Source organism: Eubacterium sp. BIOML-A2 (assembly GCF_009680135.1).
In the GTDB taxonomy this organism is placed as follows: Bacteria; Bacillota; Clostridia; order Lachnospirales; family Lachnospiraceae; genus Faecalicatena; species Faecalicatena contortus_B.
In genome coordinates, this window is record NZ_WKZK01000057.1 from 1 (window position 1) to 22354 (window position 22354).

Sequence of the window (22354 nt, forward strand, 5' to 3'; positions counted from 1 at the left end):
GAGAATCCGTGATTCGAAATCACGGATTCTCCCCTGTTTCGGGCCTGCTTGCTTCCTAGAATTCGTAAGATGCACTCTAGCATTTTCAAACAGCATGTGTACGCCTGCCCGCCTGTCCCTCATCGGTGCTGGACGCATCCGGTCGGGAGGTGTGGCTTAAATAGAGGGTTGTGCCGGACGGGAGCAGCGTATTTTCGTGGCTTCGCGCAGCGCCCCGGCACACATTCCCCTAAGCGGACCTCCCCCTCACACTCGCTTCATACAGGTAACCGCCATGGCGCCAGGGCCTATGTGGCACGCTACGCTGAGTGACAGCGGCCCCTCTATGATCTGATACCCCGGAAATTTTTCCTGGATTTCTTTTTTCCATTCCTGCGCCTCTTCCTGTCCGCAAGTGTATGCCATACCCAGTACCATCTGGTCTTCGCGGCCGGCAAATCTTTCTTTGAGGTCTTTCTCGATGGCGCCCAGCATGGTGCGCTTTGCTGCTTTCCAGCCGCGCACTTTTGCATACGCATCCAGCTTCTCGCCCTGAATCTGCAGGACGGGCTTTAGATTGAGCACGGTGCCCAGAGCCGCGGCCGCAGGGGTGATTCTGCCGCCTTTTTTCAGATATTTCAGTGTATCTACTGTGATGTAGATACTGGCTTCCATTTTTTCTTTTACCAGAATTTCTCTGATCTCTGCTGCGGATTTGCCTTCATTCCTCAGCTTTATCGCATCCAGTACAGACTGCACCTGGGTGACAGAAATTCTCTGGTTATCCACGACCTGTACCCTGCCGTCATAGTCCTCCGAAAGTGTTACAGCTGTCTCGCAGCTGCTGCTCAGCCCGCTGGACATTGGGATGTGCACGACTTCGTCATATTCCTCGAGCAGTTTGTCCCAAAGTTCCAGAATCTCTCCGGGTGACGGCTGGGAGGTTGAAATATCGGAATCCTCTCCCAGTTTTTTGTAAAAATCTTCCTGTGACAGTGTGATATCCTCGAGAAAAAGCTCTCCGTCTATGAAAAACGGCATAGGCACCACAGAGATGCCCATCTCTTTTCCTTCTTTTTGAGTGATTCCGCTGTTACTGTCCGTTACAATTGCAATCTTCTTCATATATATTTCCCCTGTTTTAGTTTTTGAAGCTGTGAATTGGAGCCGGGATTCTTCCCTTTCGCCCGACAAATGCCTCACAGCCGAACTGGTTGACCGGCATGATCGGCGCATACCCGAGCAGGCCTCCGAATTCTGCTGTTTCTCCCACGTCCTTGCCGATCACCGGAATCAGACGCACTGCTGTTGTCTTCTGGTTCACCATGCCGATCGCCATCTCGTCCGCAATGATTCCGGATATTGTGCTGGCGCTGGTCTTCCCCGGAATGGCTATCATATCCAGTCCGACGGAACATACGCAGGTCATTGCCTCCAGTTTTTCGAGCGTCAGAGCACCGGCGTTGACTGCATCAATCATTCCCTGGTCTTCACTGACCGGGATAAATGCTCCGCTTAGGCCCCCCACATAGGAAGATGCCATGACGCCGCCCTTTTTTACCTGGTCGTTGAGCATTGCCAGGGCAGCCGTTGTCCCGGGCGCTCCCACACGCTCCAGTCCGATCTCTTCCAGTATCTCTGCCACGCTGTCTCCCACCGCCGGAGTCGGCGCCAGTGACAGGTCTACGATACCGAAGGGGATTCCCAGCCTTTTGGAGGCCTCGCCGGCTACGAGCTGTCCCACGCGGGTTACCTTGAACGCCGTCTTCTTGATGGTCTCGCAGAGCTCCTCAAAGCCCTTGCCGCGCACTTTCTCGAGCGCCTTTTTTACCACGCCCGGTCCGCTGACGCCTACATTGATTACCGCATCCGCCTCGGTAACTCCTAAGAATGCTCCCGCCATAAACGGGTTATCATCCGGCGCATTGCAGAAGATCACGAGCTTTGCACAGCCCAGGGAATCATTGTCTTTTGTTGCCTCAGCGGTGGCTTTGACGATCTCACCGCACAGGCGCACGGCATCCATATTGATCCCCGTCTTCGTAGATCCCACATTGACGGAACTGCAGATTCTCTCCGTCTCAGCCAGTGCCTGGGGGATGGAACGGATCAGGTTCTCATCGCTCTTTGTCATAGCTTTTGAAACCAGAGCGGAATAACCACCGATAAAATTGACGCCTACTTCCTTGGCCGCCCGGTCCAGCGTTCTTGCAATAGTCACAAAATCCTCCGGGGACTTGCACGCAGCCCCTCCCACCAAAGCGATGGGTGTGATTGAAATTCTCTTATTTACAATCGGAATTCCGAATTCTTTTTCAATATCACTTCCGGTAGAAACCAGTTTTGCCGCTACGGTCGTAATCTTATCATAAATCTTGCGGTTGAGTTCCTCCAGGTTCGAGTCAATACAATCCAGGAGACTGATCCCCAGCGTTATCGTACGGACATCCAGATTCTCGTGCTCAATCATTTTATTGGTTTCTGATACTTCATACATATTAATCATAGTGCTTATCCTCGCCTTCTATCCTCACGCTTTACTCTTACAGCCTGTGCATCTTTTCAAATATCTCTTCTCTCTGGCAGCGGATATTCACTCCGATCTCTTCTCCCAGCTTATCAAGCTCATCGCAGACTACCTTAAAGTCTTTGTCAAGACTGGTTACATCCACGATCATCATCATATTAAAGTACCCCTGGATAATGGTCTGTGAGATATCCAGTATATTAATCCTGTTCTCAGCCAAATATGTACAAACCTTTGCTATAATCCCTACGGTGTCCTGCCCCAGCACTGTTACGATACATTTTTTCATCTTCTTATCCTCCTGATTGTCTATACTGTAATGATCTCTGATATCATGTCTCTTCTTGCGACAGCCATGTCAAGATCCTCACCTTTATAAATATTATCGCTCAGAGTCACCTCCAGCTTTACGGTTTCATACGCCAGCTTAGCATAATTATTTTCCTTGCTTAAGTGTCCCAGCAGAATGTGTTTCAAATTATCATGTAGTATATCACAAAGAAGTCTTCCTGACAATTCGTTGGATAAATGTCCCTTGTCTCCCATGACTCTCCGTTTCAGATAATATGGATAGGAGCCTACTTCCAGCATATGGATATCGTGGTTTGCCTCCAGCAGCACCGCGTCCAGACTTTTAAGCTTCGACACCGTGTATTCATCGTAAATTCCAAGATCCGTCGCCACTGCAACGGATTTTCCGCAGCAGTTCATACGGTATCCGGATGGCTCTTTCGCATCATGCGAGATCCGAAACGGATCAATTGTAATGTCCCCCAATATAAAACTTTCGTCCGTATGTATTGGATGAAGAAGCCCTTCCGGCATCCTTCCCAGGGGCGCATAATTCTCAATCCCCTCTATTGTTCCCGGAGTCGCGTAGATCGGCACCTCATATTTCCGGCTGAAAACGCCCAGTCCCTGAATATGATCTGAATGCTCATGTGTGATCAGAATACCGTCCAGTTCTTCTCCTTTGATGTCCAGCTCTTTTAGCCCTGCATCAATCTTTTTCTTGCTGATTCCTGTATCCACAAGCAGATGCGTGTTGTCGCTCCCCACATAGATACAGTTGCCGCTGCTTCCGCTGGCAATGCTGCATAACCTCATAATATTTCTCCTATTTGCCTTTTTGTATTGTCAAATGTCCCGCTGTTATCTATAACAGCCTGGCATGCGCTGCGAAATACCCGTTCCGGGGACTGCGCTTCCATCATCCGGGCAATCTTCTCAGCGGAATACCCTCTGGACTGCTTCAGGCGTTCTCTTCTAACGCTTTCTTCTGCATAAATATACCACATTTCCCCGCAGATATCTTCATATCCCGCCTCCGGAAGAAGTGCCGCTTCTATCACATATAGCGGCACTTTCCGTTTTTTCTTTTCCTCGATATCCTGTTCCACCCATTTTTTCACTTCCGGATGGACAATCCCGTTCAACTTCTGCCGCATCTGTGCATCCCGAAAAATCAGGGCGGCCAGCCGGCTGCGGTCCAGTTCCCCGTCCGGCCCTATGATCTCTGTACCGAACTGTTCTATGATCTTTTGGTAGCAGGCCCCGCCCTTTTTCTGAAGCTCTTTGGCCACCTCATCCAGCTGGCAGACCACCGCGCCGTATTCTTCCTCAAGAAAATGCAGGACTTTACTCTTTCCGGAACCTACCCCGCCGGTAATTCCCAGTATCTTCATCTAAATTCCTCTTTGTTCATTATTCGCTTTACTCAAGTTTTATCCAGACTCCGCTTTGCCACGGACACTACTTTGCCTCGTACCAGTTCTCCCCTGTATGCATGTCTACAATCAAGGGGACGTCCAGGTCTGCGGCCTGCTCCATCTGCCGTTTCAGTATCTCCTTTACTTCTTCGACTTCATCCTTGTGGGCCTCGATCAGCAGTTCATCGTGCACCTGCAGGATCATTTTTGACCGGAGCCCTTTTTCCTTCAGTTCCCGGTTTACACCGATCATCGCAATCTTCATTATATCCGCGGCAGATCCCTGGATCGGGGCGTTCATCGCCACCCGTTCCCCGAAATTCCGCTGCATAAAATTGCTGGATTTCAGTTCCGGCACCGGCCTTCTGCGCCCGAAGAGGGTCACAACATAGCCCTCCGTTTTTGCATGGGCCACCGTATCATCCAGAAAACGTTTGATTCCCGGATAAGTCTCGAAATAATTTTCAATGTACTGCGCCGCTTCTTTCCTGGTGATACTCAAATCCTGACTCAGCCCAAAAGAACTGATCCCGTATACGATTCCAAAGTTGACCGCCTTGGCATTGCGCCGCTGAAGTTCCGTCACCTCTTCAAACGGAGTGTGGAACACCTGGGAAGCCGTCATCCGATGGATATCCCTTGCCTCTTTATACGCCTGGATCAGCTGTTCGTCCCCGGAGCAGTGCGCCAGTATCCTCAGCTCGATCTGGGAATAATCCGCATCGATAAAGACGCAGCCCTCTTTTGGCACAAATACTTTTCTGATCAGACGCCCCAGTTCCATCCGCACCGGAATATTTTGGAGGTTCGGCTCCGTACTGCTGATCCGGCCGGTTGCGGTGATCGTCTGGTTGAACTTTCCGTGGATTCTTCCGTCCGGACCAATATAGACAGCCAGCCCGTCCGCGTATGTGGACTTCAGCTTGGTCAGCTGTCTGTACTCCAGAATCTTATCGACCACCGGATAATCCGGCGCCAGCTTGTCCAGCACATCGGCGGCGGTTGAGTATCCGGTCTTAGTCTTTTTACCGTTAGGCAGCTGCATGTGGTCAAAAAGGACGACTCCCAGCTGCTTCGGAGAGTTAATGTTAAACGTCTCTCCCGCCATCTCATAGATCTCCTTCTCCAGCTCCACGATCCGGCCGCCCAGCTGTTCGCCATAAAACTTCAGCGCCTCTGCCTCCACCTTTATCCCCGCCTGCTCCATATCGAACAGGGTGAAGACAAGCGGCATCTCTATGTCTGTAAACAGGTGGTACATCCCCTCCGCCAGCATCTTGTCTCTCAATGGTTTTACGGATGCAAATGCAGTGTATGCTTCATAACATGCCTTTGTCATGATATCTGCCTTCTCATCGATCATAATTCCCAGCTGTTCCCTTGCCACATCTTCATAATTATAATTATTCTTCAGAGGATTCAGAAGATAGGCCGCTACGGTTACGTCGAAACATTTTTCCTGCTCTGCCACTTCCACCAAAGGCAGGTATTTCTTCAGGTCAAACATGGCAAATGTCTGTACACTGCCTGCTATTTCCGTTAATTTTCCAAACAGATACTCTATATCCATGTCGGTATCACAGAGAATGGAATAGATCTGCTCCGGCCCATAGGCAATGCTCACTCTTCCGTATCCGGACGGATGCGCAAACAGAGGCAGTACATTTCCGGCATCCTCCGTAATTGCAACGCCTACACACTCCGCCCGTGCTGCCTCTTTGAATATCTTTTCCGCTTCCTCTTTATCCGTAATCTCCTTGAAATGAGATTCCACTTTATTGGAAGAGCTTTCTACATCAAACCGGCTCAGCAGATTTTTGAACTGCAGTTTCTGAAAATAGTCATGCGCTTCCTTCGTAAACGGATTCCCATGTTCAGCCGCTTCCAGGTTAAACGCGATCTCTGCATGGGTATCGATGGTGGCAAGCGTCTTGCTCATGCACGCCTGATCCCAATACTCCTGCAGGTTCTTGCTGGCCCTTGGAGGCTTGATCTCCGCCGCGTGGGCATAGGCATTTTCTATGGTGCCGTATTCCGTGATGATCTTGGTTGCCGTCTTCTCCCCGACTCCCGGGACGCCCGGTATGTTATCCGATGCATCTCCCATCAGGGCTTTCACGTCGATAAATTCCGTTGGGGTAACTCCATACCTTTCTTTTACGTCAACCGCATAATAGTCCTCAACTTCTGTCCTGCCCTGTTTTGTCTTTGGAATCCGGATCTTTACATGCTCTGTAGCGAGCTGCAGTGTATCTCTGTCCCCGGATATGATGGCGACATCCATCCCCTTTTCCTCGCAGATACGTGAAATCGTTCCCAGCAGATCATCCGCCTCCAGGCCTGCCTGCTCAATAATCTCGATGTTCATGGCCTGCAGAACTTCCTTGATTACCGGGACCTGCTGCCTTAGTTCTTCTGCCATTGGCTTTCTGGTTCCCTTATAATCTGCATACATCTCATGCCGGAATGTAGGCGCATGCACATCAAATGTCACGGTCAGATATTCCGGCTTCTCCTCGTCCAGGATCTTGAACATGATGTTCAAAAACCCATAAATAGCGTTCGTATGAAGCCCCTCCGAGTTGGTCAGGTCCGGTACTCCATAGAACGCCCTGTTTAAAATACTGTGGCCATCTATTAATACAATCTTTTTACTCATAGTTTTTTCTCCACATCCTGGTGATATGATATCATGACCGTCGTTCGGAAAGTGTACAGACACGCGTCCCTTACTAACGTTCACTATAACATAATAGAGTATACACTAAATTCTTTCTTTTTAAAAGGCTATTTTTATGATATTATGAAAGCAACTGTTACAGAATTTTTGCGATTAAGGAGTATGGAAAATGGATGGAATTATTTTTGATGTAGACGGAACTTTGTGGGACTCAACCGACTCGGTGGCAGAGGCCTGGAACCAGGCAATTGCCGAACATTCTGCCCTGGATGTCAGAATAGATGGCCCGATGCTGAAGAATCTGTTTGGCAAAACTATGGACGAGATATATCATGCCGTCTTTCCCACGTTGTCGAAAGAGGAACAGCAGAAACTGGGTGATATCTGCTTTGAATACGAAAACAAGCTTCTTGAGACGAAACCCGGCATCCTCTATGAAGGCGTACGGGAGACCCTGCTAAGGCTTTCCCAGAGCACCCGGATTTTCATTGTCAGCAACTGCCAGTGCGGATATATCGAAGTCTTTTTAAAGACAACAGGACTCGAAGCCGCTGTGCAGGACCACCTCTGCTTTGGTGAAACCCAGACCTCTAAGGGGATGACGATCAGAACTTTGATGGAACGCAGAAAGCTGAGAGATGTGGTCTATGTGGGCGATACACAGGGTGATTATGAGGCCTGCATGGAAGCCGGCATTCCTTTTATTTTTGCATCATACGGCTTTGGCAATGCCCCCGCCGCGGAAGTGAGAATCTCCAGAATCAGCGAGCTGCTGGAACTGTTTCTTCTATTATAAATGTGCGGGACGGGAAATGCATTGCAGGAAAATCAAGGAGTTTCCCGTTGATCTCCCGGTGATACGCTGTCACCGGATAACCGGCTCTGCCAACTGATTTTTTGTGTTTCAGACGGCAGGGCCGGGCTGCCCTTTGAACCGTTTTCTCCGGTGCTCTGCGCTCAGCAGTTATGTACTGCCTCCCTCATCTCGGATACATACGTTTTCAAGGCTTCCTCCGCCTTATCCCCATATGTTTCAATCAATTTTACAATGGCGCTTCCCACAATCGCCCCGTCGGATACTGCTGCCATCGCCCCTGCCTGCTCCGTCGTGCTGATTCCGAAACCTACGGCTGCCGGAAGATCGGTCACTTCACGGATAGAAGCAATCATAGATGAAATATCCGTCTCGATCTGATTCCGCACGCCCGTTACTCCCATGGAGGATACGACATAGAGAAAGCCCTTTGCCTCTTTTGCAATCATCTGAATGCGCTGTCTGGATGTCGGCGCTATCATGGAAATAATATCTACACCGTGTTTGTCTGCTATATGAGACATTTCCCCCTTTTCCTCATAGGGCAGGTCCGGAATTATAATGCCATCTACGCCAAGCTCCTCACATTTCTCATAAAACGCCTCATATCCATAATGAAAGACGGGGTTTAAATAAGTCATGAACACCAGCGGTATCTGGCTTTTTTCTCTCACCTTTCTTACAATTTCGAACACACCGTCAAGCGTCATATTTCCGTTTAACGCCCTGATATTGGCCTCCTGAATCACAACACCCTCGGCGGTCGGATCGGAGAATGGAATTCCGATTTCGATCAGATCCGCCCCCGCCTCTTCCATTGCCAGAATGTATTCTACTGTCTTATCCCCCGAGGGATCTCCTGCCGTTAAGAACACGATAAACGCTTTTCCTCCTGCAAATGCATCTGCTATTCTACTCATGAATGTGTACCCCCTTATACCTTGCGATAGCCGCCACATCTTTATCGCCTCTTCCTGAGAGACAGATGATCAGGCTCTCGTCTTTTCTCATCTGCGGTGCAATTTTTCTTGTGTGCGCAACGGCATGTGCGCTTTCTATGGCACAGATAATGCCCTCTGTCCTTGCCAGATATTCAAATGCGTCAACCGCCTCATCGTCTGTCACCGGCACATACTCCGCCCGGCCCGAATCCCGCAGATATGCGTGTTCCGGCCCGATACCCGGATAGTCCAGCCCGGCGGAAATAGAGTACACCGGAGCGATCTGTCCGTATTCATCCTGGCAGAAATAGGATTTCATGCCGTGGAAGACTCCCAGGGTTCCCTTTGCCATCGTTGCCGCATGCTGGTCTGTGTCGATTCCTCTTCCTGCCGCCTCACAGCCGATCAGTTTTACATTTTCATCTTCGATAAAGTTGTAAAACATACCCATGGCATTACTTCCGCCTCCCACGCAGGCAAGCACCGCAGAGGGAAGTCTCCCTTCCGCTTCCATGATCTGCTGCCGTGCCTCCTGGCTGATCACACTCTGGAAATCCCGCACCATCATCGGGAACGGATGTGGCCCCATCACGGAGCCAAGTACATAGTGGGTATCCGATACCCGGTTCGTCCATTCGCGCATGGTCGCATTTACCGCATCTTTCAGGGTCTGTGTGCCGGTCGTTACTGCATGGACCTTTGCCCCGAGCAGTTCCATCCTGTATACATTCAGCGCCTGCCGCTCCGTGTCCTCCTTTCCCATAAAGACTTCACATTCCAGCCCCAGAAGCGCCGCCGCTGTCGCAGTTGCCACGCCATGCTGCCCGGCGCCTGTTTCTGCGATCACCCTTGTCTTTCCCATTTTCTTTGCCAGCAGAACCTGCCCCAGCACGTTATTAATCTTGTGGGAACCAGTATGATTCAGATCTTCCCTCTTCAGATAGATTCTGGCTCCGCCCAGATCTTCTGTCATCTTTTCTGCATAATACAGCAGGGACGGACGCCCCGCGTATTCATTTAACAATTGTTTCAGCTCCTGCTGAAATCTTGCATCTTTTTTATAATATTCATATTGTTCCTCCAGCTGAATCAACTCGTTCATTAATGTTTCGGAGATATACTGCCCTCCAAACTCACCGTATCTTCCTTTCGACATCTCGAATCCTCCTGACTGCTTTTTCTATTTTTTCTTTATCCTTCCTGCCGCCTGTCTCTACACCGCTGCTCATATCGACTGCGTAAGGCAATACCTGCCGGGCCGCCTCCGCCACATTTTCCGGAGTCAGTCCTCCGGCCAGAAAGAAGGGCTTGGCAGGACTGCCGATTCTTCCATAATCAAAAGCTGTGCCCGTTCCTCCCCTGCCGCTGTCCAAAAGCAGGTAATCCACACAGCTGTGCTCCCACCTCTTGATATCTCTGCTGTACGTATCCTCTGTCATAGAAACTGCCTTCACAACCGGCACATCGCAGCAGCACTTCAAATCTTCCGCAAATTCCAGAGTTTCATTTCCATGCAGCTGTACGACATCAATCACCTTTCCATATACCAGCTGCAGGATCTGCTCCAGCGGCGCATCTGTAAACACCCCCACTGCAGCTACTTCCTTAGACAGCCCCTGCTTCAAAAGGGCAGCCCGTCTAGGATCGACATATCTTCTACTGCCCTGCGCAAAGACAAATCCAATATAGTCCGGCTGCACTTCATTGACAGCCGCAATCTCTTCCTCCCTGCACAGACCACATATTTTAATCTTCATAATCTCTCCCCGGATGATAAATCTTGAAAATATTCTGACAATGGTGGGCAAAGGGGTCTGACCCCTTTGTTGACAAATCGCATGAGTGTCTCGCCTATCAGTACTCCATCTGTTCCGTTTTCTCTCAGGCACTGGACATCCCCGGCTGTTTTTATTCCGCTTTCGGATACGAAGAGTATCCCGTCCGGCACCATGTCGCGCAGCCGGCTGCTGGTCCGGATATCTACCTGAAAGGTTCTTAAGTCCCGGTTGTTGACCCCTATTATTCTGGCGCCGCACCGCAGGGCCTTTTTTACTTCTTCTTCGGTGTGTGCTTCGACCAATGCCGAAAGCCCCAGTTCGCCTGCAATCTGCATATATCCGCGCAGTTCCTGCTCTTCCAGAATTGCACAGATCAGCAGTACAGCCGACGCATGGATACATTTTGCCTCATAGAGCATGTAGGCGTCTATGGTGAAGTCCTTCCGAAGTATTGGGATATGCACTTTTTCCGCAATCTCCTCCAGATATCGGTTGCTGCCCTGAAAATAGTATGGCTCAGTTAAAACAGATATTGCCGCCGCGCCCGCGCTCTCGTAATCTTCTGCAATGGCCAGATAGGGAAAATGTTCCGCTATTACCCCCTTTGACGGAGACGCTTTTTTTACTTCGCAGATAAAAGACATTCCTTCTTGTCTTAATGCCTCTTCAAAAGGAAACCGAAATTTACCTCCGTTTTTTTCTTTTTCTGCCGCCGCGATTCCATATGCTCTTTCCTTTAACTCTCTTTCGGGTACTTCCTGTTTTCTTTCTTGAATTCTCTCTCTGGTTCTGTCTGCAATTTCTTCTAATATCATCTTTTACCCGCCTTATATTTTTTCATTTGAATACGCAATGAACTGTTCTAACTTTTCCTGTGCCTTGCCGCTGTCTATCGCTTGCTGCGCCATCTTTACCCCCGCTTCAAGTGTATCCGCCCTGCCAGCCACATATAGAGCCGCACCGGCATTGAGCAGTACCGCGCTGCGTTTTGGCCCAAGTTCCCTGCCGCTCAGGACCGCTCTCGTAATCTCAGCGTTTTCCTGCGGGGTTCCGCCCTGCAGCTCATTTTTGCCGCAGGATGTAAAGCCAAACTGCTCCGGCGTGATCGCATACGAATGGAACTCGCCGTTTTTAATCTCACATACGGTCGTCGGCGCGCTCATTGAGATCTCATCCAGCTTATCCTGCCCGTACACGACCATGGCATTTTTGACTCCCAGCTTTTCCAGGACTCTTGCAAGCGGCTCCACAAGGGCCTCCTCATAAACGCCCATGACTTCCATGTTGGCGCCTGCCGGATTGGCGAGCGGTCCCAGGATATTGAATATGGTTCTGATCCCCAGTTCTTTTCTGACCGGAGCTACGTATTTCATGGCGATGTGATAATTCTGCGCAAACAGAAAACAAATTCCGATCTTTTCCAGCAGCTCTGCACTCTTTTCAGGTGGAATTGTGATCTTCACGCCCAGTGCCTCCAGTACATCCGCAGCCCCACATCTGCTGGATGCGGCTCTGTTTCCGTGCTTTGCCACCGGAACTCCTGCTGCCGCAATCACAAGTGCGGAGGTCGTTGAGATGTTAAACGAATTCGCCCCATCCCCTCCCGTCCCTACGATTTCCAGTGCATCTACGTTATGCAGAAGTTTCACACAGTGCTCCCGCATCCCTGCTGCCGAAGCCGTGATCTCGTCAATGGTCTCCCCCTTCAGGCTCATGGCCGTCAGATACGAGCTCATCTGTACATTGCTCGCCTCCCCGCTCATAATTTCATCCATTACCTGATAAGCTTCGTCATAGGTTAAGTTTTCTCTTCCTGCCAGTTTTAAAATTGCCTCTTTAATCATGATGTCCTGTTTCCTTTCTGCCCTGCTGCTCTTATTTAACATGCTGGTTTGCTGTTACGCTTTATCTGTTTTCAAAAAATTCCGGATCATTTGCGCCCCGTCCGGCGTCAGGATGGATTCCGGATGAAACTGCAGGCCATAGACCGGATACTCTCTGTGTTCTACAGCCATGATTTCGCCGTCTGCGGCCCTCGCGGTTACCTTAAGCACATCCGGAAGGCTTTCTTCCTCCGCCGCCAGTGAATGATACCTGGCGGCCGGAATGCTTTTTTCCAGCCCCTGAAATAACCGGCTGCTGCAGTCAAGTTCGATGCTTGAGGTCTTCCCATGCATCAGTTGTCTGGCATATGTCACTTTTCCGCCAAATGCCTGGCAGATCGCCTGGTGCCCCAGGCATACACCGAGAATCGGAATCTCTTTTGCCAGCTTATCCACCACCTCCGTGCACACCCCCGCATCTTCCGGCCTTCCCGGACCGGGGGAAAGGACAATGCAGACCGGATCCATTTCCCTGATCTCTTCCACCGTCTTTTCGTCGTTCCGTATGACGGTCAGGTCCTTACACTCTGCCCCAATCAGCTGATACAGGTTATATGAAAAACTGTCGTAATTATCAATCAGCAAAATCATGCTCCCATCCCCTCTCCTGCTCTTTCCACTGCGTTTGTCACCGCTTTTGCTTTGTTGATACATTCCTGATACTCCATCTCCGGCACACTGTCAGCTACGATGCCTGCTCCGGAGCATACATAGAGCGAACCATTCTTAGCGTAGGCCATTCTGATTGCAATGCAGGTATCCAGATTGCCGGTAAAATCAATGTAGCCAACTGCACCGCCGTAGATGCCGCGTTTGCAGTCTTCCAGTTGATCTATGATCTGGCAGGCCCTGATCTTAGGAGCCCCGGACAGCGTTCCCGCCGGCAGTATCGCATCCACGGTATCCATAAAATCTTTATCCTCCCGTATATTCCCCTTCACCGTTGAACCAATATGCATGACGTGGGAAAACTTCTCGATACTCTTATATTTTTCCAGCTCCACCGTGCCGATCTTACTGATTTTCCCAATATCATTTCTTCCCAGGTCAACCAGCATGTTGTGCTCGGCAAGCTCCTTTTCATCCGCAAGCAGTTCCGCCTCCAGCCTTTCGTCCTCCGCACAGGTCTCCCCTCTTTTCCGGGTTCCCGCCAGCGGAAATGTATGCAGCGTCCCATTTTCCAGCTTCACCAGCGTCTCCGGGGAGGCGCCGGCAATCTCAATATCATTGCTGGAAAAATAAAACATATAGGGGGAAGGATTTGTACTCCTGAGCACCCGGTAAACATCCAGTATGCTCCCCTCGATCTCCGCCTCCAGCCTGTTGGACAATACCACTTGGAAAATATCGCCCTCATAGATATGATGTTTTGCCTCTTCTACCATGCGGCAGTATTTTTCTTTTGTAAAATGCGGTTGAAACCCGTTTTTCACTTTTAGTGGAATGTGCGGCTCCAGTTCACCGTCCCGCACAATTGCTTCCAGCCGCTTCAATCTCACAACTGCATCTTCATACTCTTTTTTCACATCTTTGTCTAAAGACATGTTTACAATCAAAATCATCTTCTGCTTCAGATTATCAAATACAATTACCTGATCAAAAAGCATCAGATCCAGATCCCGGAAATGTGACTCATCCCTGGCGTCCAGCTTCAGTGAAGGCTCCACATACTTGATATAATCGTATGAAAAATACCCTACAAGCCCGCCGGTAAAGGAAGGCATTCCCTCAATCTTCGGGGCTCTGTGCGCCTCCACCACCTGCCGTATGTATTCCCCGGGGCAGGCCGTCTCCACTTCCCGGACCTCACGGCCTTTCATGTGAAGCATCCCATTTCTGCAGCTGATCTCCAAAGTAGGTTCAAATCCCAGAAAACTGTAACGCCCCCATCGTTTCGCGTCCTCCGCACTCTCGAGCATATAACAATGTTCACTGACATTTTTCAATTTTCTCAAAACCCCGACCGGGGTATACATGTCAGAAAACATCTCCATACTGACAGGCATCGTATGATACAATCCCATCGCTGCCAACTCTTCTGCCTTTTTCAAATCTGGATAAGTCATAAGTTCTCCTTTCATAGGGGTCAGACCCCTTTGCGGTCCGTTTTCAGAATATTCTCAATATAGTTCACCTGCGGCGGCCGCTCCGAGGCAGCTGCCCCATACTCCACAGTACGCATCCAGCCGCGATGCCGCCTTGCGGCTATTTACCTTATCGCGGCATGCGCATCCTCCCGGAGGGTTTTTATGATATTAGGAAATCCCTCTGAAATTTCCTAATATCATAAAAAAATCCGCCCCTGACATTACAAATATAAAGTAATGTCAAGGACGGATTGAAAATTCAATTCGCGGTGCCACCTTGATTCACAGAAAATAAATCCTGTGCGCTTAGCAAGATACTATCATATCTCCGGCGACTGACGTACGCCCATACGTCATGCTATACTCGGCCTCACGGCCTTTCCCTCATGCCCTCAGCGGTCCATTTAACAAACTGCGTTTACCTGAATCCCACCACCTCAGGCTCTCTGTGAATGCACGATATGTTTTTATCTCCGCTTCATCGGTTTACATTATTAAATTATGGTATATTATATACACTTCCTCCTTCAAATGTCAATGCCGAATTTGATTTTTTTGTAAGTAAATTTATATGATGTGATTTTCTTTTGCGTTTTGTCAGTAAATATACTGCTGCTCCCGCTCCTGTCAGCGCCACCGGTTCCCCTTATCTGAAATCCTGATCTCTGTCAGTCCGGGATTTGTATCTGAATCTGATAACTGGGGGCTTACCATCGCCCTTGATGTCTTTCTGCTTGCCATCGCTTTCTCTGCTGTCTCAAACAGCCTCTCCTCCGGAAGTTTTAAGGCACCACAGGAACCAATCAGCTGCACTATATATGTTTTCCCCTGCTTACTTACAACTTTGACCTGGACGGCCTGTGAGTTATCCTCCAGTATAAAACAAGTATCTCCGCGTTTGAACGTCATATCGTTCACCTCCTCTGGACGGAACCTGCTCCCGGCGGGGCTGACCGCAGGTTTGCCTGGTTCCATGTATATGTTTGTCATAGCGTTGCTATTAACACCCTGTTGGCGCACACAAGAACTTCATAGCGTTACTGTTCACCCCCTGCGGGCGTGCACAGTAACGTCATAGCTGCATTTTGCACATTCTCTCTTGAAACATCCTGTAAAATAGCTTATCATGTCAGTTATATTCACTACATACTATAAAGTCTTTTCCGGTTGATGTCAATGTAGTTGGCAAAACAAGATAGCATAAGTCTTGCTGCCAGCAACTGGATTCAATCAGAAAATATAGTATCCTTATATCGAATTTTAAAAAAGAGGTGGCAAAGCGTGTATCATATTTTAATTGTAGAAGATGATGATGAAATCAACAAGCTTTTAGCTGATTTTTTAGCCAAAAACGGATACAGCGTAACCAGCCGGTTCGATGGTTTACATGTGCTGGACTGTCTGAAAGACCATAAGGTTGATTTGATCCTGCTGGATCTTATGCTTCCTTACCGAAGCGGCGACCTGCTGCTCGCAGATATCCGAAAGCAGTACACGGTTCCCGTAATTGTGATATCTGCCAGGGAGACGACCCAGAATAAGATAGACCTGCTTCGTCTGGGCGCCGACGATTATATCACAAAACCTTTCGATATGGAAGAAATGCTGGCCCGGATCGAAAGCAGCCTGCGCCGGGTACAGTATCAGGCCGCCCCCTGCAGCCGGCTGGAATACCAAAATCTTATTTTAGATGTTGATAAAAAAACGGCCCGCCTGAAAGAACAGGAGCTGTTGCTGACGGCAAAAGAATCCGCCATTCTGGAATTGCTGATGAAGTATCCGGACAAGGTCTTCTCAAAAGCAAATTTATTTCAGAGCGTATGGGGAGAAGAATACCTCAGTGAAGACAATACGCTGAATGTACACATTAGTAATCTGCGCAGCAAACTGAAAGCAGTCTGCCCGGATGAGGAATATATAGATACGGTCTGGGGAATCGGATACCGACTGCATAAAGCCAGGGGCTGAAGTCCTTGGCTTTATGTTTCTTCCCGCTTTAATAGATTCTTTATGCTTTTCTTTTCCATTTAAGGAATTCTTTATATTTCCGGTTTACACTCATATCATAAAGGAGGTTGACAGAATGAATTCTACTATTTTAGAAACCCGGGATCTGACGAAGACATATCGTCAGTCAAATGCACTGGACCATATTAACCTAAACCTCGAAAAGGGAAAGATCTATGGTTTTATCGGACAAAACGGGGCCGGAAAAACAACGCTGCTCCGGCTGATCACCGGACTGGCTTTTCCCTCCGGCGGCACCTTGTCGCTGTGGGGCCGTTCCACTACAGCGCAGCTGCAGGAACAGAGGAAACGGATCGGATGTATGATCGAGACTCCCGCACTATTTCCCGGCATGACCGCCGCGCAGAATCTGGAACTCCAGCGCATTCAGAGAGGCATCCCTGATCAGTCTGTCATTGCCCGCTCCCTGCAAATGGCTGGATTGCCTGATACCGGTAATAAAAGTGTCCGGAACTTTTCTCTGGGCATGCGTCAGCGCCTGGGCATTGCAGCGGCACTTTTGAATATGCCTGAATTTCTGATTCTGGATGAACCGATCAACGGCCTGGATCCCGCTGGGATCGTGGAAATCAGAAATCTTTTAAGATCTCTGAATAAAGAGTATGGCATGACCATTCTGGTATCCAGCCATATTCTGGAAGAGTTATATCAGACCGCTTCCGAATTTATCCTGATTGATAAAGGCAGAATTATTGAAGAATTATCGGACCGGGAACTGGATGAACGGTGCAGACGCCATATCGTCATCCGGACCGGTGATTCGGAAAAGACGCTGCTGGTGCTGGAAGAACGTCTGCATACGGATCGGGTTCAGCTTATGCCTGACGGTACCATCCGCCTGTATGATTATCTGGATGAAATAGAAAAAGTTGCGCAGATTTTATCGGAAGCTCATATTCTGGTAACCGGATTGAATCTGGCCGGTGATACACTGGAGGATTATTTTCTGAGCAAGGTGGGAGGGGTTCCCCATGACTGATCTGTTGAAAGCCGAATTCTACAAGCTGAGCCGCAGCCGGAGTTTTTGGGGGATCACTCTTTTTTCGCTGCTTTTGGGAAGTGTTCTACTGCTGGACAGCATAGCAACTACGGACGGACTGCTGAACGCTTCGCTATTCAATACCCCATTGCTTTACTTTCTGCCTATTGTGTTTGGCTCTCTCTTTGTGGGTGCTGACTTTGCAGAGCGGACCCTGCACAGCTTTGTCAGCGCGGGCCATAAGCGCAGTTCTGTCCTGTTTGCCAAGACCGCTGCCTATCAGACTGCCGGGCTGCTGATCCTGGGGCTGCCCCTGGTGATCCACTGGCTGCTTGGAATCCTTACTGGGAATGGCGGCCGGATCGCATGGGCACAGATTTTTTCTGACGCTGCCCTGCTGTCTGCTGCAGTAATCGCCATGGGGATGCTGCCGCTTGTTTGTGGTTTTATCTTTAGGGATGTCGGGCGGACACTGGGCGTTCCTATTGTGCTTTACTTTATCATGATCTTTTTATTAAATGGCGATTCAGCCCGAAAAACTGCAATTTTTCTCCCTATGGGGCAGCTTCGCCTTTTGGCACTGAACGACCTGCCCGTTTCAAAACTTATATTGATCGGAATTGACTTGCTGTGGGCTGTCCTGCTCTACGCAGCTGCGTATTGCAGCTTCTGTCATTCCGATCTGGATTAGGGAGGTGCGTACTATATGAGTAATTTAATAAAAATGGAAAGGTATCAATTTCTGCATAACCGACTGTACCTGACCGGCATCCTCGGCGTTTTTCTGCTTGGATTCTTCACCGCAGAAACCTATGTGCCCGAAGTAATGGGGCCTGCCGGAGGCGCCGCCGAATCCCTTACTGATATTTTTAATGGAATGGTATATGATTCTACATTCCTGCTAATTTTTATCTCCTGTATTCTGGCGCTGATTCTGGGACAGGAGTTTTCCTGGCGAACAGTCAGCCAGGAGGTAAGTTCCGGACACGCGAGAAGCCGTGTCTTCCTCAGTAAGATCCTGTCTTATCTGGCCGCATTTAATTTCATGGCAATCGTATATCCAGTATCCGGCTGTATTCGTGAATTTTCTCGGTTTGGAATTGCAGATGCACAAATATTCCTATACAATGTAGGAAAAGCAATTTTCTATTCTGCTTTGTTAAACAGCGCATTCTTTTTCATCGCCATATTTGTCTGCTGCTGTTTCAGAAGCACCGGGGCGGCGGTTACCGTCACAGCAATCGTAACATTTGTGCTCTCTTTATACCTGGGATATGGATTGATGCTGAAACTGCCGGTCTTCTTCCTGCCGACCTTTCAGATCCGGGAGGCACTGAGTATGCAAAAGCTGTTTTTACCCGGCTGCTTCTTGGTTGCCGGAACCTGGGGAATCGTGCTGGGACTTTGCTCCTGGCGCATATTCTGTAAATGTGATTTGAAATAGAGTGCTCAAATAAAGCGGGGAGGTGTGTGTTATCACAGGGATTATCATTTTGCTCTTAGTCTTACTTTTACTTTTATGGAAACGGCACCTTATGCTGAAGAAGCAGATCAGAAATCTAACGGATCAGATTGACGCGCTAGTCCGGGGTTCCTCAGAAAAAATGCTGGATATTGCACTGATAGACCGGGATCTTGAGCGGCTCGCCGGCACTCTCAACCAGTACTATACGAAACAGCGCTACACGGTAGCCCGTGCCCTTCAGCATGAGGATCACTTGAAAGAGTCCATTGCGAATATCTCCCATGATCTGCGCACGCCGCTGACAGTTATTACCGGTCATCTGCAGCTGCTTTTGGCATCTGCACTGACCGGAGAACAAAACCGGCGGGTCACAGCAGCGCTGCACAAAGCGGAACGGATGAAGGAACTGATCCGCACATTTTATGATCTGACACTTCTGGATTCTGAACAGACCGTACCAAAGAGGGAACAGCTGAACCTTTCTAATCTTCTGATCGATTTTCTTACCGATCATGCCCCGCTGTTTGACAGCCAAAACATCTGTCCCGACATCCTGCTGCCCGACAGCTCAGTATTCATCTACTCTGACCGGAATATGATTGAGCGCATATTGCAGAACCTGCTGACTAATGCTGTCTGCCATTCCCTGGGCACGGTCAGAATTCAGCTTACGCAGGAGGCAGACGGCAAGGCAGTAATCTGCTTTCAAAACACCGTTCAGAATGCCGCAGATTTCGATGCCGGAAGGATGTTCGATAGATTTTATACCGGCGATAAGTCACGCCATGATGAAAGCACGGGGCTTGGCCTGGCTGTCGTGAAAACACTGGCGGAGAAACTGGACGGACAGGTTTCTGCAGCCATCGAGGCAGACCTGTTCACTATAAAAGTGGTTTTGTAGGCCGGTCCTTCTCCTGCCCAGCCTGCTCACCATATCGTTTCATCACCCTGAACACAGGCTCCGGAACATATTTTGAAACATCCTGTCCATATCCGTTCAGCTCTTTTACCATGGACGAAGAAAGCGCCACATTATCGGCTCTGAAATAGACATATTCTATCTCAGGGTTAATCAGCTTATTTACTTCTGCTATGTTCTCTTCATAGAAATAATCCATGTTATTCCTGAGCCCGCGGACCATATAGTCGATATTATTATCCTGTGTAAACTGTCCGATGAGGCCATTATATATGATAACTTTACAGTTATCCAGCCTGCACTCCGCTAACGTTTCTTCTACTGCCTGTCTCATATCATCAATGTCATATGTACGTATCTTCTTGTTATTGATTCCGATCACAACGTATACCTCATTAAATATCTTCGCGGATTTTTTCACGATATCTAAGTGGCCGTTTGTAAATGGATCGAATGTTCCCGGGTAAATTGCCGTATTATACACTTATATCACTCTCTTCCCAATTATGTTAATTTACATTTTACCATGAAACTGGAATTCCTTCTACCTTTGATGAGATGAAAGTGATAATGCATAACGCCGCAGCATATATTTAGTATGACAAATCCAGGAGTGTGTACTCTATATGAAACCGCAGAATCGAAGTTCACTTATCATTGCCATACTGATTCCACTGGCCGTCGGCTCATTCTCTGCACTTATCAGCGGAAACATGTCCCTATACTCAACGATAAACAAACCGGCGTTCAGTCCCCCTTCAATTGTTTTTCCTATTGTCTGGACAATTCTTTATGTTCTGATGGGGATATCATCTTACATCATATATTCTTCGGACAGCGCGGATAAAACAAAAGCTTTGAAGATCTACGCCCTTCAGCTTTTCTTTAATTTCTGCTGGAGTATTCTCTTCTTTCGCTATCAATTATACCTGTTTTCCTTTTTGTGGCTCGTGATCTTAATTGTTCTGATCTGTATTATGATTAAAGATTTCTATAAAATCAATCCCGCCGCTGCTTATCTGCAAATTCCATATCTGCTGTGGTGCATATTCGCAGCATATTTAAATTTCTCAATTTATACAATGAATTAACCTTTTGAACCGGCTGACTCAAGCCGGTTCATTTCACCAGATTACCTGCCTGCCATATAAACACAGAGGGATGCCGCTTTTACTGTATCGTCACACCAAGGCCCTCGAAAACATTCTGATAATGCTCCAGATTATTTCTCGGCGCCATAATGATGATCCCATTTCCGCCATTTGCACCAAATACATTGCTACCGACTTCGACAGCACCACATTTCATCATATCTATTTTTGTCAGCCCGGTATTTAAGAACGAATAATCTTCCAGTCTCGTCACATAGGACGGGAGCGAATATGTACCGATTCTTGCTCTCGGAAATACAAGAAGGGTTGTCATACTGCTGTCAAACAGCATGCCATCCGAACAAACATAATTTTGATTAGGCTCCGTAAGTTCGATCCATTCCAGATCTGACATCTCACACAGAGCGCCAGGTTCGATGTTGACAATATTGGGTGGAATGAAAAGTTCATAGATCTCCGCGCTGACTCCCTCAAAAGTTCCGCTTGCAAGACCTGTACAGTTTTCAGAGGGGAGCACAAGACGTCCATCATTTACCACTCCTGCTGAGGGATCGAAGCCACAGATCATCCCCTCCTCATTCACGGTAAAACCGACCGGCTGTTCGATACCCGGGTTCTCCGCACCGCTGTCCGGGTCCTCTGTTTCTCCCGGTACATCCGGGTTATCCGGGACGACTTCGTCCGGAGGTTCTGCCGGATTATCATCGATCGGCGGATTATCCGGAACAATGGGCGTATCCGGCACTGTTGGAGTGTCCGGCACTGTTGGCGTATCCGGTACGATCGGCTTATCCGGCACGGCGGGTGTCTCCGGAACCAGTGGTTTCTCATTATTCGCCGGAATATTCGGGATCACCGGAGGGGTAAAATTTCCCGACGGCGTCTCAGGAATACGAATCTTTATATTGCTTAGGTCAGGAAGTTCATTCCCCGAGGCCCCTGTCATAACCGGAGTTTCCATACCTGATAAAAGTATATCGGACAGAAAATCGGTTTTCTCTGGATTCGAAGATTCTGCCATGGCTCCCGCCTTCCTGTTTGCATCCACCATATTAGAAATATCTGCCTTCACCGGTATTTTAACCATCAGTGAACTAAAAATATCCAGAGCCCCTGTTTCATCCGGATTTTCTCCAAAAGGATATAATTCTTTTCCCATATCTTTATCATAAATTCTGTTATACACAGAATCAATCTCTGTCAATTTTAAAGCTGGAAGTATATAACTCTTCCCTGCTGCCAATAGGATTGCGGTCAACACTCCAAGAAGACTAACACCTTTTTTCATCCTGGTACCGCGTCCTAAAAACCTAATGCAATACTCCATTTCCACTTTACCCGTATCTTTCTTTCTGCACCACAAAATATATTCACGCAAGTATAAAGTTTACATAAGAAAAAGGAACGCCGCAATCTTTCGCAACATTCCTTTGCGTTTTTCCAGAATCTGCCT

The 22354-nt window shown here is 48.5% G+C and carries 23 protein-coding genes; 7 read left to right on the forward strand and 16 right to left on the reverse strand.

Annotated features, from left to right (window positions below; genetic code table 11):
* Positions 1-246: 246 nt before the first annotated feature.
* The 6 genes from GKG43_RS17810 to polA all read right to left on the reverse strand — a co-directional run bounded on the left by GKG43_RS17810 (position 247) and on the right by polA (position 6874).
* The gene (locus tag GKG43_RS17810) at positions 247-1104 is read right to left on the reverse strand and encodes a DegV family protein (RefSeq protein WP_050642504.1); all 858 of its coding nucleotides are present in this window, start codon (positions 1102-1104) and stop codon (positions 247-249) included.
* Between the two features lie 16 nt (positions 1105-1120).
* Complete coding sequence (locus GKG43_RS17815) at positions 1121-2485, reverse strand: PFL family protein (RefSeq protein ID WP_050642505.1); 1365 nt, start codon at positions 2483-2485, stop codon at positions 1121-1123.
* A 37-nt stretch (positions 2486-2522) separates the two neighbouring features.
* A complete protein-coding gene (locus GKG43_RS17820) occupies positions 2523-2795 on the reverse strand; it encodes an ACT domain-containing protein (protein ID WP_025657692.1) in 273 nt (90 codons plus the stop codon).
* 20 nt (positions 2796-2815) lie between these two features.
* Positions 2816-3613: an MBL fold metallo-hydrolase gene (locus GKG43_RS17825; protein ID WP_050642506.1), complete on the reverse strand. Its 798-nt coding sequence runs from the start codon at positions 3611-3613 to the stop codon at positions 2816-2818.
* Positions 3610-4191: a dephospho-CoA kinase gene (gene coaE, locus GKG43_RS17830; RefSeq protein WP_055155274.1), complete on the reverse strand. Its 582-nt coding sequence runs from the start codon at positions 4189-4191 to the stop codon at positions 3610-3612. Before coaE ends, GKG43_RS17825 begins: the two co-directional genes overlap by 4 nt.
* Positions 4192-4258: 67 nt before the next feature.
* Positions 4259-6874, reverse strand: coding sequence for a DNA polymerase I (gene polA / locus GKG43_RS17835; protein WP_055155273.1), 2616 nt, complete (start codon positions 6872-6874; stop codon positions 4259-4261).
* A gap of 190 nt (positions 6875-7064) precedes the next feature.
* Here polA and GKG43_RS17840 point away from each other — a divergent pair, with 190 nt between their 5' ends.
* Positions 7065-7691, forward strand: coding sequence for an HAD family hydrolase (locus tag GKG43_RS17840; RefSeq protein WP_055155272.1), 627 nt, complete (start codon positions 7065-7067; stop codon positions 7689-7691).
* A gap of 161 nt (positions 7692-7852) precedes the next feature.
* On the opposite strand, the gene trpA is transcribed toward GKG43_RS17840, so the two are convergent.
* The 8 genes from trpA to GKG43_RS17880 form a co-directional block, all read right to left on the reverse strand.
* Complete coding sequence (gene trpA, locus GKG43_RS17845; protein ID WP_050642510.1) at positions 7853-8629, reverse strand: tryptophan synthase subunit alpha; 777 nt, start codon at positions 8627-8629, stop codon at positions 7853-7855.
* Positions 8622-9806, reverse strand: coding sequence for a tryptophan synthase subunit beta (trpB, locus tag GKG43_RS17850; RefSeq protein WP_055155271.1), 1185 nt, complete (start codon positions 9804-9806; stop codon positions 8622-8624). The genes trpA and trpB overlap by 8 nt, the downstream gene beginning before the upstream one ends.
* Positions 9784-10407, reverse strand: coding sequence for a phosphoribosylanthranilate isomerase (locus GKG43_RS17855; protein WP_050642512.1), 624 nt, complete (start codon positions 10405-10407; stop codon positions 9784-9786). Before GKG43_RS17855 ends, trpB begins: the two co-directional genes overlap by 23 nt.
* Entirely contained in the window at positions 10404-11243 is an 840-nt protein-coding gene (gene trpC / locus GKG43_RS17860; protein ID WP_055155270.1) for an indole-3-glycerol phosphate synthase TrpC, read from the reverse strand. Before trpC ends, GKG43_RS17855 begins: the two co-directional genes overlap by 4 nt.
* A gap of 12 nt (positions 11244-11255) precedes the next feature.
* Positions 11256-12272, reverse strand: a complete 1017-nt coding sequence (gene trpD, locus GKG43_RS17865) for an anthranilate phosphoribosyltransferase (protein ID WP_055155275.1) — start codon at positions 12270-12272, stop codon at positions 11256-11258.
* A gap of 54 nt (positions 12273-12326) precedes the next feature.
* Positions 12327-12902, reverse strand: coding sequence for an aminodeoxychorismate/anthranilate synthase component II (locus GKG43_RS17870; protein WP_055155269.1), 576 nt, complete (start codon positions 12900-12902; stop codon positions 12327-12329).
* Positions 12899-14377 (reverse strand): anthranilate synthase component I, encoded by a 1479-nt coding sequence (gene trpE, locus GKG43_RS17875; protein ID WP_129879554.1) that lies wholly within the window; start codon positions 14375-14377, stop codon positions 12899-12901. Before trpE ends, GKG43_RS17870 begins: the two co-directional genes overlap by 4 nt.
* A gap of 648 nt (positions 14378-15025) precedes the next feature.
* Positions 15026-15307 carry a hypothetical protein gene (locus tag GKG43_RS17880; RefSeq protein WP_050642515.1) on the reverse strand — a complete coding sequence of 94 codons (282 nt, stop codon included), beginning with the start codon at positions 15305-15307 and terminating at the stop codon, positions 15026-15028.
* 372 nt (positions 15308-15679) lie between these two features.
* On the opposite strand from GKG43_RS17880, the gene GKG43_RS17885 reads away from it, so the two are divergent.
* The 5 genes from GKG43_RS17885 (at position 15680) to GKG43_RS17905 (ending at position 19771) form a co-directional block, all read left to right on the forward strand.
* Positions 15680-16366, forward strand: coding sequence for a response regulator transcription factor (locus GKG43_RS17885; protein ID WP_050642516.1), 687 nt, complete (start codon positions 15680-15682; stop codon positions 16364-16366).
* A gap of 115 nt (positions 16367-16481) precedes the next feature.
* Positions 16482-17405 carry an ATP-binding cassette domain-containing protein gene (locus GKG43_RS17890; RefSeq protein ID WP_055155181.1) on the forward strand — a complete coding sequence of 308 codons (924 nt, stop codon included), beginning with the start codon at positions 16482-16484 and terminating at the stop codon, positions 17403-17405.
* Positions 17398-18096, forward strand: coding sequence for an ABC transporter permease (locus GKG43_RS17895; protein WP_050642518.1), 699 nt, complete (start codon positions 17398-17400; stop codon positions 18094-18096). Before GKG43_RS17890 ends, GKG43_RS17895 begins: the two co-directional genes overlap by 8 nt.
* A 15-nt stretch (positions 18097-18111) precedes the next feature.
* On the forward strand, positions 18112-18849 hold the full coding sequence (locus GKG43_RS17900) for an ABC transporter permease (RefSeq protein ID WP_050642519.1): 738 nt from the start codon (positions 18112-18114) through the stop codon (positions 18847-18849).
* Positions 18850-18940: 91 nt separating this feature from the next.
* Positions 18941-19771 carry a HAMP domain-containing sensor histidine kinase gene (locus tag GKG43_RS17905; RefSeq protein ID WP_070102536.1) on the forward strand — a complete coding sequence of 277 codons (831 nt, stop codon included), beginning with the start codon at positions 18941-18943 and terminating at the stop codon, positions 19769-19771.
* On the opposite strand, the gene coaD is transcribed toward GKG43_RS17905, so the two are convergent.
* Positions 19752-20273: a pantetheine-phosphate adenylyltransferase gene (coaD, locus tag GKG43_RS17910; RefSeq protein ID WP_050642520.1), complete on the reverse strand. Its 522-nt coding sequence runs from the start codon at positions 20271-20273 to the stop codon at positions 19752-19754. The two genes, GKG43_RS17905 and coaD, sit on opposite strands and share 20 nt — an antisense overlap.
* A 142-nt stretch (positions 20274-20415) precedes the next feature.
* Between coaD and GKG43_RS17915 the strand changes: the two genes are divergently transcribed.
* The gene (locus GKG43_RS17915) at positions 20416-20880 is read left to right on the forward strand and encodes a TspO/MBR family protein (protein WP_050642521.1); all 465 of its coding nucleotides are present in this window, start codon (positions 20416-20418) and stop codon (positions 20878-20880) included.
* A 79-nt stretch (positions 20881-20959) separates the two neighbouring features.
* Here the strand turns inward: GKG43_RS17915 and GKG43_RS17920 are convergent, their stop codons facing one another.
* A complete protein-coding gene (locus GKG43_RS17920; RefSeq protein WP_050642522.1) occupies positions 20960-22189 on the reverse strand; it encodes a hypothetical protein in 1230 nt (409 codons plus the stop codon).
* Positions 22190-22354 lie beyond the last annotated feature (165 nt).

Bases quoted from the DNA above. Each gene is read 5' to 3' on its own strand.
- GKG43_RS17810 (WP_050642504.1), bottom strand. From the start codon at position 1,104: ATGAAGAAGATTGCAATTGTAACGGACAGTAACAGCGGAATCACTCAA.
- GKG43_RS17815 (WP_050642505.1), bottom strand. From the start codon at position 2,485: ATGATTAATATGTATGAAGTATCAGAAACCAATAAAATGATTGAGCAC.
- GKG43_RS17820 (WP_025657692.1), bottom strand. From the start codon at position 2,795: ATGAAAAAATGTATCGTAACAGTGCTGGGGCAGGACACCGTAGGGATT.
- GKG43_RS17825 (WP_050642506.1), bottom strand. From the start codon at position 3,613: ATGAGGTTATGCAGCATTGCCAGCGGAAGCAGCGGCAACTGTATCTAT.
- coaE (WP_055155274.1), bottom strand. From the start codon at position 4,191: ATGAAGATACTGGGAATTACCGGCGGGGTAGGTTCCGGAAAGAGTAAA.
- polA (WP_055155273.1), bottom strand. From the start codon at position 6,874: ATGAGTAAAAAGATTGTATTAATAGATGGCCACAGTATTTTAAACAGG.
- GKG43_RS17840 (WP_055155272.1), top strand. From the start codon at position 7,065: ATGGATGGAATTATTTTTGATGTAGACGGAACTTTGTGGGACTCAACC.
- trpA (WP_050642510.1), bottom strand. From the start codon at position 8,629: ATGAGTAGAATAGCAGATGCATTTGCAGGAGGAAAAGCGTTTATCGTG.
- trpB (WP_055155271.1), bottom strand. From the start codon at position 9,806: ATGTCGAAAGGAAGATACGGTGAGTTTGGAGGGCAGTATATCTCCGAA.
- GKG43_RS17855 (WP_050642512.1), bottom strand. From the start codon at position 10,407: ATGAAGATTAAAATATGTGGTCTGTGCAGGGAGGAAGAGATTGCGGCT.
- trpC (WP_055155270.1), bottom strand. From the start codon at position 11,243: ATGATATTAGAAGAAATTGCAGACAGAACCAGAGAGAGAATTCAAGAA.
- trpD (WP_055155275.1), bottom strand. From the start codon at position 12,272: ATGATTAAAGAGGCAATTTTAAAACTGGCAGGAAGAGAAAACTTAACC.
- GKG43_RS17870 (WP_055155269.1), bottom strand. From the start codon at position 12,902: ATGATTTTGCTGATTGATAATTACGACAGTTTTTCATATAACCTGTAT.
- trpE (WP_129879554.1), bottom strand. From the start codon at position 14,377: ATGACTTATCCAGATTTGAAAAAGGCAGAAGAGTTGGCAGCGATGGGA.
- GKG43_RS17880 (WP_050642515.1), bottom strand. From the start codon at position 15,307: ATGACGTTCAAACGCGGAGATACTTGTTTTATACTGGAGGATAACTCA.
- GKG43_RS17890 (WP_055155181.1), top strand. From the start codon at position 16,482: ATGAATTCTACTATTTTAGAAACCCGGGATCTGACGAAGACATATCGT.
- GKG43_RS17895 (WP_050642518.1), top strand. From the start codon at position 17,398: ATGACTGATCTGTTGAAAGCCGAATTCTACAAGCTGAGCCGCAGCCGG.
- GKG43_RS17900 (WP_050642519.1), top strand. From the start codon at position 18,112: ATGAGTAATTTAATAAAAATGGAAAGGTATCAATTTCTGCATAACCGA.
- GKG43_RS17905 (WP_070102536.1), top strand. From the start codon at position 18,941: ATGCTGAAGAAGCAGATCAGAAATCTAACGGATCAGATTGACGCGCTA.
- GKG43_RS17915 (WP_050642521.1), top strand. From the start codon at position 20,416: ATGAAACCGCAGAATCGAAGTTCACTTATCATTGCCATACTGATTCCA.
- GKG43_RS17920 (WP_050642522.1), bottom strand. From the start codon at position 22,189: ATGAAAAAAGGTGTTAGTCTTCTTGGAGTGTTGACCGCAATCCTATTG.